Source organism: Paenibacillus sp. MZ03-122A, from assembly GCF_024213325.1.
Classification (GTDB): Bacteria; Bacillota; Bacilli; order Paenibacillales; family Paenibacillaceae; genus Paenibacillus; species Paenibacillus polymyxa_B.
The window spans coordinates 278,373-293,010 of sequence record NZ_JANAVI010000001.1; the positions used below are offsets into that span (position 1 = coordinate 278,373).

The window sequence follows — 14,638 nt, forward strand, 5'->3', positions numbered from 1 at the left end:
TGAAAAAAAGGAGATGAGTGGCGTTGACATTCGTTTTGTTCAAGCACGGCCGTTTGTATGGGGAGTGGGCTTTCAAAGGAGACTCTATCGTTGTACAGCATGGACGGATACAGGCCATCGGGTATGCTCGGGAGCTTGAATTACAGTTGTCCGGTAAGGAATATGAAACTGTGGATTGGGAAGACGCCTATGTACTGCCAGGCTTAACCGATTCACATATGCATTTGTCTATGCATGGTATGAAGCTGGCTATGCTGGATTTAACATCAGCTACCTCCAAGGAAGAGATGCTGGCTATGCTGCGCAAACGGGTCGCTGTAACACCGCCGGGAGAATGGATTTTAGGACTCAACTGGAATGAAAATGCGTTTATTCCTGTTGAAATACCGGATATAGCCGAGCTGGATGCCATTACAGATCAGCATCCGGTATATCTCACTCGTACGTGCTTTCATACGTTCTTGGCCAATTCAGAGGCATTTCGACGTGCGGGTATTAACGAGGACACCCCTGACCCGGCTTCGGGAGCCTATGGGCGAGATGCAGATGGACGGTTGAACGGATTGATTTATGAGGAAGCATCCTTTGCCTTTACTAGTGTGCAGCCAGAGCCGGATTATTCGGTTAAGAAGGATACGATTCGGCGGGCTTGTATGGATGCGCTAAGGCTTGGTTTGACTGCTGCGCACACAGAGGATTTACGTTTTTTGGGCAGCGTGGAGACGATGCAGCAAATTTACAGGGAGCTGAGGGAAGAAGGTCTTCCTTTTCGCACACACCAGCTCATCTATCATCCATTTTTGGAAGAAGCGAAAGTGCAAGGGCTGCGTTCAGGTACCGGAAATGAGTGGTTTAAAATCGGTGCGATAAAAATGTTTGCCGATGGCGCTATTGGTGGAAGAACGGCTTTATTATCCGAACCTTACAGTGATGCTCCACATACCTGTGGAATGGCGATCCAACCGCAGCCAGAGCTGAATCAGATGGTGGCTGCTGTCAGAGCAGCAGGCTATCCGGTGGCTGTGCATGCCATAGGGGATGGGGCGGCGCACATGATTTTGACAGCGATGGAGGCTCATGCGCTCACGGAGGAAAGCGGTTTGCCAGACCGCCTGATCCATGGACAGGTGCTTAGGGGTGATTTGGTCAAGAGAATGGCGAAGCTGCCGCTGATCGCGGACATCCAGCCCCGTTTTGTCGCAAGTGACTTCCCTTGGGTACTGGGTCGGGTGGGGAAAGAACGGACTGAATATTTATATGCCTGGAAAAAGCTACTGGAAGCAGGCATTCCATGTGCTGGAGGTAGTGACGCGCCGATTGAGCCGTTAAACCCTTTTCTTGGTATTCATGCGGCAGTGACTCGTGCCAAGCCGGAAGAAATGCATGAGGGCTATCTTCCCGCTGAAAAGCTGGATGTACATGAAGCCATTCATTTGTTTACCACGGGAAGCGCAGTAGCAGCCGGTGAGGCTGATGAAAGAGGGACGATAGCTGAAGGGAAAGCCGCTGACTTTACAGTCATTGACCGTGATGTATCGGAAAGCCCGCAAGCTTTACTTGATGTTAAGGTACGAATGACAGTTGTAAACGGGAAAGTTGCATATCGGTCATAGGCTGGGAATAAGTATATATGTCAAAAGCCTTCAACTTCACTTTTCATGTGAGGTTGAAGGCTTCGTATTTTATAAACCACGCTGTATAAATCGGTCTGCGTTTTTTACACTGGACCACAGATCAGAGCTGGCTCCGCCCGGATACCAGTAGGCGAAGCCAGCAAACCCAGCATCCTGTCCCAAGCGATACTTACGAGTGAAGGATCGTCCTTCCTCGAGCCACAGCTTATGAAGCTGCGTGTCTTTGTAAGACACGGTATACTGCTGAATATCCTCATTCCAGATTGGTTTGGAGGCGGAACGGGATACTAGCTGGTTTTGCTGATCTAGTGAAATATCAGAGGAAGCGATTGACTTTCCGCTAGCGTTAAGCGTCCAATTCCGTGTAAATAATGGCAACGCCAAGATCGCTTTCTCCGGATGGGTGGTTTGTACAAAACGCCGCACGCTATCACGGAGCCATGGCAGTGAGGACACAGAGCCGGGGATCGAGCTACCTCCCCAATGCTCGTCATATCCCATCAGGATCAGATAGTCTGCCGCAGCGCCAAGCTGTTTATAATCAAACGCGGCAGTCCAGTCCGTTCCATAATCAGGAGATACACAAATCGCCAGTACCGTATTCTGACTCTTCAACTTAGCTTTTAATTGTTGGACGAACAATGTTAAATTGGCACGATCCTGACCATCTACATTTTCAAAATCAATGACAAGTCCGTTCAAACCGTACACAGATACGGCATTAGCAAGCTGAGTTATGGTTGTATTTCGTAGAACCTCACTGGACAGAATTTGGTGCGTCAGTGCCAGGTTGGAACGGTTGCCTACCATCGCCCAGATATTTTTATGATGCTGTTTGGACCAGGCAAGCAGCGACGAATTGGTATAATCGCTGATAATACCTGTTTCATTTAGAAAAAACCAACGTGGTGATAGGGTGTTGATGTTGGATTGGAGCACCGTATTTTCAAACTGCTGAACGGTTTGATCATATTGCCAGCCTATTCGGATGGAAGAAGCGGTGGAAGCAGTTTGGTTAGCATGCTTTGTTGAATACGTTAGCAGTCGTTCCAGCAATACTGCTGTTTCTTCACGGGTCAGAGAGGATGCAGGACGGAAATAGTTGCTTTCACCTTTCATAAAGCCGTAACGATTTACGGTGGTTACCGCATCAAGGGCCCAATCTGCAATTTCGCCAGTATCTGTGAAGGAGGAAGTAGCATCTCCTGATCCGCCCGAAGAGCGGATGAGACGTGCGATCATCAAGGCCGCTTCTTGACGGGTTATAGGACTATTAGGTTGGAATGTGGCAGACGTTCCCCCCTGAACGATATTGAGTTGAGAAGCCGCTTCAATCCATCCATAGTACCACGTCTTTTTGGCAACATCTCGGTAGGAGGAAACGGCCGCTTGTACAGGCTCCAGACCGAGTGTACGGTCCAGTGCGGTAACCCATTCGGCTCTGGTAACAGCCTTTTTAGGAGAGAAGTAACCAGGTTGTGTACCATTCAAAATTCCTTTAGCGTGCAGGGAAATAATAGAATGATAGGCATAGCTGTGTGTAATATCTTGGAACGTAGCGCCGGATGCTGCTGCTGGAGCAGCTAAGTACGAAGTGAATGTTGTGAATATTGTGATGGCTGCAGTTGCTGAAAGCGTGAGCCTGGTTAACCAACGTGATCGTTTGGAACTCATACCAAATAACCTTCTTTTTTATGATAGATTGTAGACTCATATATCGTTACTCGACGAATAATACTATCAAAAAGAGGAAAGTTATTCATTGCTAAATTGCTGGAAAAATACCAAAAAACCCGCCACCTATGCGGCAACGGGTTTGATATTGGATAAACTATGCTTTTTTGGCATACATAATACCGATGGTCTGTGGACCACAATGACTGGAAATGACACAGCCTGCTGTAGTTAGCAGTACCTCTTGTGCGTTCGTTTCTTCTTTCAAGCGAGCTTGCAGCATTAGCGCGTCTTCCTCGGCCAAAGCGTGCACGACAATAATGATATCGTTATCCATCTGATCTCGTTGATTCAGTGCATTTTGCAGCATCTGATCCAAAGCTTTTTCACGTTTGCCGCGGACTTTGTAGGCAGGCGTCATTTTTCCGTCAATCACTTTGATCACCGGACGAATTTTGAGCAGACTTCCGATCAGGTTTTGCATGCCTGAACATCTTCCGCCTTTATACAGATATTCAAGTGTATCAATGACAAATTCCGTGTCTATGAGCGGCCTGGTTTTCGTCAACATGTCTACAATCTGCTCTATCGTATTACCGTTGGTTGCCAAACGAGCAGCTTTCATCACAAGCAGGCCAAAGCCGCACGATAGATTCAAGGAATCAAAAACCGTAACGCGGCCTTCCGGAAATTCAGAGGCAGCGAGTAGCGCATTCTGGTATGTCGATGATAGCTCGGAAGACAGACTGATATATAAAATGTCGTCCCCTTGTTCTATGTAGGGCGCAAAGGCTTGAATAAAATCCGATGGAGAAGGTGCGGCGGTACGCGGTAAATGTCCCTCGCGGCTTACACGTTGAAATAATTGTTCCGGGTGAATGTTCACCCCATCCTGCAATGCCTCATCACCAAATACTGTATACAATGGCACAATGCTAATCTCGTACTGTTGACGCCAGTGAGCAGGAACATCACTGGTACTGTCGGCAAAAATTTTAATTTTGTTCATACATTGAATCCTCTCTGTGTGATGCAGAAAAATTATAAAGATTGCACGGAGGAAGGATAGATATCCGCTGTGCTATTCGGAACGGAAAGACCGATGGCCAGAAGAGCAATAAAGCCCACAATAATAAGTGCATTAATGATTAAGCCTGTAATAGCAAAGGTTTTCTTACGGTTTTTTAACGCAATTCCAATGATACCGACCACAAGTCCGCTACAATTCAGCAACAGGCTGCCTAAAAAAATAAAAGGAAGCAATACCGTTCCGGTTTGCTGCAGAGCGACTTCCGGGTTCAACGTTTGGTATTGGCTGAAATGAGCCAGCAGATTAATGACCATAATAGCCAGAATAATATATCCGATCAGGCTGACAAGCGACATAATAAAAGAAGCAATTCCGGGACCCGAATGTTTGAGCTTGACCGGAGGCTGAAACACAGGAGCTTCTGAAAAAACAGGGTGCTCCTCAGACGCAGCAGGTTTTTGCAAATTAGGATCTTGGTAACTCATTTTTTCCACTCCTTGAACATAGTCCGAACAGGTACTAATTTTCCACAAAATAAACAAAAAAGCAAGCCATCTTACACATTACCCTTCAAAAGACAGGGTCTAATCATCCAATTCTGTATGCGGTCTGTTCACACACGCTGGCTGGTAAACTTCATACGGTTTCGATAAAATAAGAAGAACATTCGGCTAAAAGGATGAGATGAAAAGGAGTACACAAACATGCAACGAAAATGGATATTTGTGGGATCTATAATGATGATGTTGGCGGTAGCCATTGGAGCGTTCGGGGCACATATTGTGAAAACCCGGATCGACGCGGATGCTTTGGCCGTGTATGAAACAGGTGTGAAATATCATATGATTCACGCTGTCGGTTTGCTGATCATTGCGTTGGCTGCCGGACAGTGGGGTCCTTCCAACCGTTTAAGATGGGCGGCGCGCCTGTTATTGACGGGTATCATTTTGTTTTCTGGTAGCTTGTATGTGCTAAGTTTGACCGGAATCCGTGTGCTGGGGGCTATTACCCCTCTAGGAGGCGTGTGTTTTATTGCAGGATGGGTATTGTTGGCATGGGCTGCCATGGGTCTGAAGAAAGAGAATTAGAGTTCTTTTCGGATAATGCAAAAAAAGAGAATGGACAAGAAAGACGTCATGTTTTTCCTGCCCGTTCTCTTTTTTCATGCTTCGTTTTTTTGTGAAGTATTTACATTTACGATGTGATTTCATCGATCTCATTCATTTTAAAGGAGTACACTTGCTTCTCATCTACATGATACACACTCAGCAGGCTATTATCATGATCCAGGTTGAGGATGCGGCAAGGAATGCTGCGCTGTCCGCCATAGCGGTTCACGATTAACCGTACAAGCGTATTATCATGTATATAGCGTTTGATCCATTCATACGTACTAAGGTCTTGTTGTGTTGCAGGCTTTGGCTGTACGTGGGATTGTTTGATTTCTTGAACGACTGGTGGCTTGTTCGTAATTGCGGCTGATTTCTTTTTAGAGAATTTTTCCGCGAGCGTAGCGGCTGCATCAGATGGGCTATTCACGGCTGACTGTTTTTTTAGGTACAGTGCAGCTTCAATTAAATTGCCAAGTTCGATACCGGATTGAATCCGGCTATCCGCAATTTGCTCATTTTGGCTCAAGAGATTAAGCAGGAACTGAAGGGCCTCTACGTTCGAACGACCTTTAACTAATACATCTACATTAAATAAATAACTGGTTTCGTCTTGATTTGATTCCTTTTTCATACATCCTCCAGCCCAAGCCATGGGTAATTAGTCTTTTATAGTACCTATCAATATATCATTAAAACGTAATCTATCATAGTGCCTAAGGCCCTGTTGTTGGATATTAACAAAAATAAAATCTATATAAAGCCCTATGCGTAAAATTTTCACAGATAAGCAAAGCCAGAGTTACATATACAGAGAATAAAGGAGGTAGGGGGTGAAATCAAGTAGTTTAAATTTTAAATATATTACAGTGGGGAAATATAATATAACGAAGCAGTATCATCCATCCAGAAGAAAAGTAAGATCCCCCTTAACGAAAGGGGGAGGGGGCATATCAAAAACATGATATATTATAGTAAGCGTAATTAAAGTAAATTTTATTTTCGATCAAAAGGGGATTCGTTGTGATCGAATAAGGTAATCATGTTCGACTGCCCAACTCACAAGACCACTCCAGAAATCTTCACAGGCTGAAATGATCTTCGCTGGTTCAGCTAAATCTCCGGACATTACCAACTTAACTACATCATCAAATCCTTCTGGACGACTCGGCAGTTCCAAGGCCTCCGGTAGAACCATTGAACCCGTTGAGAAAAGCTTCTGATTGTGCAACCCAACCAACATAGCCCCATATTGGGCAAACTGCATTACCAAGTACGGCAAGTAGGTACGAGGGCCATTTACACGGACATTTCTCAGCTTTCCTATAAACTCGTACATTTCACCTACAAGCACTTCGTTGATGGCATGCCTGAAATCTTCCTTTGTTGGGGATTCGGCCGCTTCCTTTAATATAGAAAAAAAGTTTTTAGGATCATACAGACGAAGTGGGGAAAAGAAGGGTCCATGTGTCAACGGCCAATCGCCCTCAACAGTAGAGGCAATTTTAAGAAGAATGTCTGAACTACAGACGTTCACCTCAGCTTTCCAGGGCCCTGCCGACCATTCATGGCTAAATTCTACGGGGCCGTTTGGTTCACTCAGTACGCAAAACATTTCAATGTCCGAAAAAGGGCCGTCAGTACCTTTGGCAACAGATCCATAGACCCCTATAGCCAGAATTTTGTCTCTGTATACTTCATGTAACCTCGCAGCTATTTCGTGGCAAGTCTGAAGTCTCTCACTTCGAGAAATGTTGACAGGTCCATTCATGTCCATTAGTGACCTCCCTCTGTTTCCTACGGTCTAAGTGACTTGTCCAATTTACGGATTCGCCATTCAGCGCGGGTTTAATTTCACTTGCGAGCCCTTGCCGCCCGTCTGGATTCCAGTTTCCTTCACCCCTGCTTCCTTCAGATCGACCAGTAGCCGCTCTAGTACCGCTTTGGCGACGGGGGCTTCTTTTGCTCCAGACGCTTTAACGACCAACTGCACCGGTTTGCCGGAACGCAGATGTTTGTCTGCCTGACGCAGCTTCGTGTCGTAATCATGCTCCTCAATATGAGCAGTGAAGCGAAGCTCCTTGACCTTTTCTTTGCCGCTGTTTCTTGCGGCTCGGCCGACATTTTTGCTTGCTGCGGTTTCTTTTTGCGCCAGCGCTTTTCCTTTGCCCTTTGCCACCAAGCTACAGGGCGGTGGACTGCTCATGAGTGAGGTACATACCAGGTCCACCCCTTGGGATCGGGCCATAGCCAAGGCTTCTGACTTGGAGACAACGCCGAGCTTCTCTCCCGCGAGTCCAGTGAGTACCACTTCGTCAGCTTTAATTTGCTCGTTGATTAATACTGCCACGTAAATGTAGCCTCCCTTAAACAATGATAAAGCTATCATATACGGAACCTGTTTGTGATTCAATTTTAGATTTATCCGTATTGACAAAAGTCACTAACCCCTATAATCTTTTACTGATAATGATTATCATTTTCCGATGCAATATACATACAGGGGTGACTGAAAGAAATGAAAAAGATGTTGAATAGCCTATTATTATTTGTAGTTTTGACTATTGTATTGGCGGGCTGCGGTGCAGCTGGGGATAGCTCGAAGACGGAAGGTACTGCAGGGTCTGAGCAGACATCCACAACGGCTGGTCCGGTTACGGTTAAGGACGACCACGGGGAAGTCAAACTGGACAAGCCAGCGGAACGTGTCGTGGTACTCGAATGGACGTTTACCGAGGACCTCATTGCACTTGGCGTACAGCCGGTCGGCAATGCAGACAATGAAAACTACAAGCTGTGGGTAACGCCGGAGGCGAAGCTGGCTGATACCGTAACTGATATCGGCACACGGGGCGAACCGAATCTAGAAGCGATTGCGGCGCTCAAGCCGGATCTTATTATCTCTAACGCCGATAACAATGCAGCGATCTATGCGCAGCTTAAAGGAATTGCACCAACGATAGAATTCGATCCTTACAAGGGGAACGGCTATGATTACGACCGTATGGTTGAAATCTTTAAGCAAGTGGCTGTAGCTACCGGTAAAACGGAACAGGCTGATAAGGTCCTAAGCGAACTTGACCAGCACTATGTAGATGCAAAGGCTACATTGGAGAAGGCGGGCAAAGCAGACTTTCACTATGCGCTGACACAGGCCTTTACAGCTCAAAATGCTGCCAGTCTACGAATGTTCAAAGAAAATTCGGTTGTAGTGGGAACGCTTGCGAAAATCGGCATGGTGAACGACTGGAAGTCGGACAAGACCGAGAAATACGGGTTTAGCACCGTTGGCATTGAAGCTCTTCCAGCTGTACAGGACAGCAATTTTATCTATATTACACAAAAGACGGACGATGTATTTGGAGCCGCGATGAAGAACAACTCGGTATGGAACGGACTGAACTTTGTCAAAGAAAAACGTACCTATCCGCTGGACGGTACAACATGGACATTCGGTGGTCCTATCTCATCCAAAGTACTGGTTGATCAAGTAGTGGGAGCTCTGACGAAATGACCCGAACAGACACAACGGGTTTATCGAAGACTTGGCGTGTAGGAAGCATCTTTGGGGGCGGATTGATCGTCCTCATCGTGCTTTTTTTTGTAAGCTTGTGTTATGGAGAGGCTTCAATCCCGCTGCATACAGTAATTGAGGCGTTGACCCAGCGTCAGAATACGCTTGATCATAACATGGTGTGGGATCTCCGAATGCCGCGTACGGTCATCGGAATCCTAGCAGGTGGTGCGCTGGCCATCGCCGGTGCTCTGCTCCAGGCCATCACCAAAAATCCGCTGGCGGCTTCTGATACACTAGGAATTAACGCTGGTGCCTACTTTGTGGTCGTCCTTGGCGCGGTGATGTTTCCCGGATTGCTGCATCAGGCGCCGTTTCTATTTGCCGCTGTCGGCGGCCTGCTTGCAGCGGTACTCGCTTACTTCATGGGCGGGGGACGAGCTGGAAGTCCGATTCGGTTGGCGCTTGCCGGCTTGATTGTATCCATGGTTCTCGGTTCGTTTACCGGAGCTTTGCATATCTTTTATTCATTTGAAACCCAGGGACTGTTTCTCTGGGGCTCTGGCTCGCTTGTGCAAAACGACTGGAGCGGAACAACTTACGCCTGGCCCTGGGTCGTAGGGCTCTCGGTCACTGCCGTTCTGCTGTCAAGGCAGTTTGATGTCCTGGATCTGGATGAGTCCACATCCACGTCCCTCGGGCAAAAGGTTAGCTTGACCCGGGCGGTGGGAATTGTATTGGCTGTCCTGCTGTCGACCATTACAGTCAGCGTCATTGGACCCATTGGTTTTGTGGGTTTGGTAGCTCCGCATTTGGTGCGCTTAAGCGGTCTAAAAATGCATCGATGGGTGCTGCCCGGTTCCTTCCTCTGGGGGGCATTGCTGTTGACGGGCGCTGACGTGCTGGCGAAAATGGTCCATCAATCAAGCATGGACCTGCCGACCGGAGCCGTGATGGCCTTGATCGGTGCTCCTTGGTTAATTTGGCTGATTCTGTGGAAAATGAAGCTGCCTTCTGGTATTAGCGGGCAGTCTTCCATGAACATAGGTGTGCGCTCTCGGAAATTACCGTATGGCAGGCTGGTCACGTTATTTGGATGCGGTGCCGTGCTGTTGACTGTATTCAGCCTGATGTTTGGAGGGATGCGAATTCCTGTCGGCGATCTATTGTCCGGCCTGTTCGGCGGTGAGAACGCAAATTCGGCCTTGCTGCAGTTTAGAATTCCGCGCACGCTGGTGGCAGCCGGGGCTGGTATCGCGCTTGCGGTCAGCGGTGTCTTGATCCAATTAGCCGTTCGTAATCCCTTAGCGGATGCCTCGATCATTGGTGTTTCTTCAGGGGCTGGCTTTGGTGCGCTTGCAGTGATTATCGTTTGGCCTGGGCTACCTGTTTATATGCTGCCCATCGCGGCGATTGCCGGAGCGACGGTGTCGGCGGCGGTGATCTTCTTTTTATCATGGAACAAGCACCTAAACCCGTCTGTGGTCATCCTACTTGGGATTGCTGTATCAGCGATCGGAGCAGCCGGCATTCAGGTACTGATTATCCAAGGCTCGCTTTGGGGCAGCACAGGCTATATTTGGCTGACGGGTAGTACCTACGCTCGAAACTGGGGGCAGGTGGCGACGATTCTGGCCTTTCTGCTCGTGTTGTTGCCAATAGCCTGGTGGCTAGCTCGCCGCTTCGATCTTTTGGTGTTTGACGATAGCAGCGCTATGGGACTGGGACTTCCGGTACGCCGCACTCGGCTGCTGGCCATGGCAGTGGGTGTGCTGCTGGCGGGTGGAGCGGTAGCCTGTGTGGGGACAATTGGCTTCATCGGGCTGATTGCTCCGCATATCGTGCGTACGTTGATTGGGCACCATGTACGCCGCTCCATTGTTCTGTCGAGCCTCTTGGGAGCAGTAATGCTGGTGCTGGCTGATACGATTGGCCGGACAGTGCTTGCGCCGACCGAAATTCCTTCCGGATTGCTGATCGCACTGATCGGTGCACCGTATTTCCTGTACTTGATGTATCGCTCCAATAAGAGTAAGTCAGTGTAGTTAAATATGTACTTGAACAGGCTGCTTCCCAACGGTGATTTTCCGTGGGGAAGCAGTCTTTATTATTAATTTTCTACGTAATCAATGGACTTTATATTTACAAATCTAATAAAATAGATATAATGTTTTATATGGAACCGTCATTGATTTATAAAGCATTGTCAAACGAAACTCGTCGTCTAATTATGCTGTGGTTAAAAAAACCAGAAGAGTTTTTTGATGAACAGGCTTATCTAAAACAAGGGCTTAATTTTCAAATTGGTGTATGTGTGGGAGATATTCAGGCTAAATCGGGACTTGCGCAGTCTGTGATTTCAAGTTATTTATTAACAATGCAAAAATCCGGTTTGTTAGAGTCTGAGCGTATTGGGAAGTGGACGTACTATCGTCGGAATGAAAAAACAATCCGGGAATTTGCCGAGTACGTTCAAAAAGAACTATAAACTGAAAGGAGGTTTTTTTTCACATAACATATCTAGAAATCTATATATATAATTAAATTGGAGGCTTATACTTAAAATGAAAAAGGTTAACCCGTTACTTATTATCATTCTGGCTTTAGGCGTATTCGGCATTATTACAACGGAAATGGGGATTATAGGCGTTCTCCCTCAAGTAACTCAAAAATTCAATGTATCAGCTGCCCAGGCTGGTTGGCTCGTCAGTATTTTTTCTTTAGTTGTTGCCATTTCAGGTCCGTTCTTGACCTTACTCGTTTCCGGCATGAATCGTAAAGTCATTCTATTAACCGCTGTATTCAGTTTTGTCATTTCTAATATTGTCTATGCCTATACCACTCATTTTGAGGTCATGCTCATTTTTCGTGTTCTTCCTGCTATTTTTCATCCTGTCTTTTTTTCGGTCGCTCTCGTGACTGCATCTCATCTTGTCCCCCCTGAAAAGAGTAGTAAAGCCGTCACTAAGGTTTTCGCTGGAATTACAGTAGGATTTGCGTTTGGCGTGCCTTTGACTTCCTATCTTGCTGAAAAGATATCGTTAGAAGCTGCTTTCTTGTTTGGAGCTGTCGTAAGCATGATTGCATTTGTGGGAATACTCGTATGGCTTCCTTCCCTGCCCGTTCAGGAAAAGATGTCTTATGGCAAACAGCTTGGTATATTACGTAAACCTCAATTGTGGTTCAACATTGTGACTGTTATTTTTATCTTTGCAGCTATGTTTTCGGTGTATAGCTACTTTGCCGAATATCTTGGAGAAGTAACTCTTATGAACGGGTCATGGATCAGTATGATGTTGATGGTCTTTGGAATCGTTATGATTTTTGGAAACTTTTTATTTGGAGGATTATTACATAAAAATCTGACAAAGACCGTCATCATGTTCCCATTGCTATATATGGTCATTTACGTATTCACTTATGCTCTAGGAGCTTCTTTCCTACCGATGGTTGTGGTTGTACTCATTTGGGGGGCCGTGCATTCCGGGGGGCTAATTATTAGTCAAACATGGTTAACCACTGAAGCGAAAGAAGCTCCAGAGTTTGGTAACAGTCTGTTTGTCTCATTTTCTAATCTGGGTATTACGATAGGGGCTGCTATGGGCGGGTGGTTTATCTCTCACTTGGGAATACACCAGCTCATCTGGAGCGGATTGATGTTTGCACTGCTAGCGTTTTTATCTATGATTATAAAAATAAAATTGTTCAATTCGAATGCAACGGAAGTCAACGTGCGTTAAAATATGGAGAGATATTAGAAGAGTACTCTAGAAGATGATGACCATAAATTGATGCATGGGGTGATGTTGATTGAATTTCGTATGGACTTCGATCTTAATGACATTCGTAATCGTTATCGGGATTTTGGCGTTGCTCATCTGGGGAGTGATATCCTTAATTAAGCGTTTTCGCTAATCGCAATGAAGGGGTAGGCATCTCTATGTACAGGTGTAACCTTGCATCAATACGTCAAATTCTCAATTATAACGGGCATACTCAGCGATCAGTAGAGCTTTTAAATGAGGAGATTTTAGATTTGGAAGGTGCAGGGTACCGGATTATACATGCTTGATTGGAAGTGCAAGAGCATTTCGGGACCAGCCCAAGCTTTATTAAGAAATGGCGAGAAGTAAATCTCTGGATGAACAGGATATACTACTTCAATTTGCGGCGTTGGATGTGAACGCCAAACTTCTAAGCGATTTAGAGGATAATCAATAACCAATGTAATGGTCCTATACAATCCTAGATAAAATGCCAATTTGGATACGTACAGATAATGGGCTTATCAATTATTTATGAGGAGGACGATTGCATTGAAATTAAAAGAAGTGCTCTTAGGCACACACAGTTTCGAAGAGATGAAAGCTTTTTACGGCTCTCTCCTGGATTTGCAGGTTGTAGAGGAGGGGCCTTCGCGGTTGTCGTTTCAAGTAGGGGAATCGGTTCTTGCCTTTCAGGAATCCTCCCACATGAAAAATGAGTTTTACCATATTGCCTTTACGATTCCAACAAATAAATTCATAGAGGCAAAACAGTGGGCCATCGACCGTGGGATTTCATTGATTTCAAAACTCCAAGAAGAAGATGAGTTTTTTTTCGAAAACTGGAATGCAACAGCGCTTTATTTCTATGATCCAGATCATAACCTTGTTGAATTCATTGCCCACCATACACTCGATAATGCAGTCGCTGAAGCTTTCGGACCCAACTCTATACTTCGTATAAGCGAGATTGGTCTTCCGGTCGATGATGTTCCAGAGGTATCTAGAATAATTACCGAAACGTTCCAACTTAATTCATGGGGAGGGGCTGGACAGAAATTCGCGCCGCTAGGGGATGTAGAAGGATCATTTATAGTCATAGACAAGCAACGGCCTTGGTTTCCTGATGATAGGCTTCCGACCGTGTGCAGCATCAGTGTCTTGTTTGAAGGTCCACACTCTGCTAGTCTTTCACTGCATAATGGTTTGTATCAATTGAGATCAGACGGATAGTGCTTCCCATCTCCACCACCCCCGGATTTCTGGAATAAAGCTTACGATGGGGTGGAAATCCGGGGATCATAATACATACAGGAGAGAATATATGAATATTAGACTACTTAATTCAAATGAAAAATATCCAATAGAGCTTTTGTTACTAGCTGATCCATCGCACCAACTTGTTGAGGAATATTTAAAAAGAGGGGAGTGTTATGTAGCAGAGATTGACCATCATATTGTAGGGGTCTATGTTCTTTTACCTACAAGACCTGAAACAGTTGAGTTAGTGAATATAGCAGTGTCAGAAGGTATGCATGGTAAAGGAATAGGCAGACAATTAGTAACACATGCAATTGAAACAGCCAGGGCTGAAGGTTATAAAACGATGGAAATGGGTACAGGAAACTCTAGCATTGGGCAGTTAGCTCTCTACCAAAAATGTGGGTTCAGAATTGTTGGTGTAGATCTAGATTTCTTTGTCAGACACAACTATCTAGAAGAAATTTATGAGAATGGCATACAGTGTAGAGATATGATTCGTATGTCTCAGGATTTATAGAGCTTAAATTCTTTGCAAGCCCATCAAAGGTATCTTAAGTAAGGTTCTGAAAGGTATATGATATTGTGCCAAAAGATGGTACAATAAATTGCGGAAAGGCTATACAATCATTGGATTGCAATAGTCCTTTTTT

General features: G+C 45.7%; 14 protein-coding genes. 8 read left to right on the forward strand and 6 right to left on the reverse strand.

Going from position 1 to position 14,638, the window contains the following annotated elements:
* Positions 1-23: 23 nt before the first annotated feature.
* Positions 24-1,613 (forward strand): amidohydrolase, encoded by a 1,590-nt coding sequence (locus tag NLX74_RS01335; RefSeq protein WP_254326022.1) that lies wholly within the window; start codon positions 24-26, stop codon positions 1,611-1,613.
* 69 nt (positions 1,614-1,682) lie between these two features.
* Here the strand turns inward: NLX74_RS01335 and NLX74_RS01340 are convergent, their stop codons facing one another.
* The 3 genes from NLX74_RS01340 to NLX74_RS01350 form a co-directional block, all read right to left on the reverse strand.
* Positions 1,683-3,308, reverse strand: a complete 1,626-nt coding sequence (locus NLX74_RS01340) for an S-layer homology domain-containing protein (protein WP_254327735.1) — start codon at positions 3,306-3,308, stop codon at positions 1,683-1,685.
* 157 nt (positions 3,309-3,465) lie between these two features.
* Positions 3,466-4,317, reverse strand: coding sequence for a DegV family protein (locus tag NLX74_RS01345; RefSeq protein WP_254327736.1), 852 nt, complete (start codon positions 4,315-4,317; stop codon positions 3,466-3,468).
* A 32-nt stretch (positions 4,318-4,349) separates the two neighbouring features.
* Complete coding sequence (locus tag NLX74_RS01350) at positions 4,350-4,823, reverse strand: hypothetical protein (protein WP_069291559.1); 474 nt, start codon at positions 4,821-4,823, stop codon at positions 4,350-4,352.
* 219 nt (positions 4,824-5,042) lie between these two features.
* Here NLX74_RS01350 and NLX74_RS01355 point away from each other — a divergent pair, with 219 nt between their 5' ends.
* Positions 5,043-5,426, forward strand: a complete 384-nt coding sequence (locus tag NLX74_RS01355) for a DUF423 domain-containing protein (protein ID WP_254327737.1) — start codon at positions 5,043-5,045, stop codon at positions 5,424-5,426.
* A 106-nt stretch (positions 5,427-5,532) separates the two neighbouring features.
* On the opposite strand, the gene NLX74_RS01360 is transcribed toward NLX74_RS01355, so the two are convergent.
* The 3 genes from NLX74_RS01360 to infC form a co-directional block, all read right to left on the reverse strand.
* A complete protein-coding gene (locus tag NLX74_RS01360) occupies positions 5,533-6,081 on the reverse strand; it encodes a hypothetical protein (RefSeq protein WP_103048183.1) in 549 nt (182 codons plus the stop codon).
* Between the two features lie 372 nt (positions 6,082-6,453).
* Positions 6,454-7,224, reverse strand: a complete 771-nt coding sequence (locus NLX74_RS01365; protein WP_254327738.1) for an ANT(4')-I family aminoglycoside nucleotidyltransferase — start codon at positions 7,222-7,224, stop codon at positions 6,454-6,456.
* Between the two features lie 60 nt (positions 7,225-7,284).
* Positions 7,285-7,797, reverse strand: coding sequence for a translation initiation factor IF-3 (gene infC, locus NLX74_RS01370; RefSeq protein WP_069291562.1), 513 nt, complete (start codon positions 7,795-7,797; stop codon positions 7,285-7,287).
* Between the two features lie 168 nt (positions 7,798-7,965).
* Between infC and NLX74_RS01375 the strand changes: the two genes are divergently transcribed.
* From NLX74_RS01375 to NLX74_RS01400, 6 genes are all read left to right on the forward strand, one after another.
* A complete protein-coding gene (locus NLX74_RS01375) occupies positions 7,966-8,961 on the forward strand; it encodes an ABC transporter substrate-binding protein (protein WP_254327739.1) in 996 nt (331 codons plus the stop codon).
* A complete protein-coding gene (locus tag NLX74_RS01380) occupies positions 8,958-11,006 on the forward strand; it encodes an iron ABC transporter permease (RefSeq protein ID WP_235307921.1) in 2,049 nt (682 codons plus the stop codon). The genes NLX74_RS01375 and NLX74_RS01380 overlap by 4 nt, the downstream gene beginning before the upstream one ends.
* Positions 11,007-11,137: 131 nt before the next feature.
* Positions 11,138-11,449: an ArsR/SmtB family transcription factor gene (locus NLX74_RS01385; RefSeq protein WP_061831898.1), complete on the forward strand. Its 312-nt coding sequence runs from the start codon at positions 11,138-11,140 to the stop codon at positions 11,447-11,449.
* Positions 11,450-11,525: 76 nt separating this feature from the next.
* The gene (locus NLX74_RS01390) at positions 11,526-12,701 is read left to right on the forward strand and encodes an MFS transporter (protein ID WP_254327740.1); all 1,176 of its coding nucleotides are present in this window, start codon (positions 11,526-11,528) and stop codon (positions 12,699-12,701) included.
* A gap of 576 nt (positions 12,702-13,277) precedes the next feature.
* The gene (locus NLX74_RS01395; RefSeq protein ID WP_254327741.1) at positions 13,278-13,958 is read left to right on the forward strand and encodes a VOC family protein; all 681 of its coding nucleotides are present in this window, start codon (positions 13,278-13,280) and stop codon (positions 13,956-13,958) included.
* Positions 13,959-14,049: 91 nt separating this feature from the next.
* On the forward strand, positions 14,050-14,505 hold the full coding sequence (locus NLX74_RS01400; protein ID WP_254327742.1) for a GNAT family N-acetyltransferase: 456 nt from the start codon (positions 14,050-14,052) through the stop codon (positions 14,503-14,505).
* Positions 14,506-14,638: the final 133 nt, after the last annotated feature.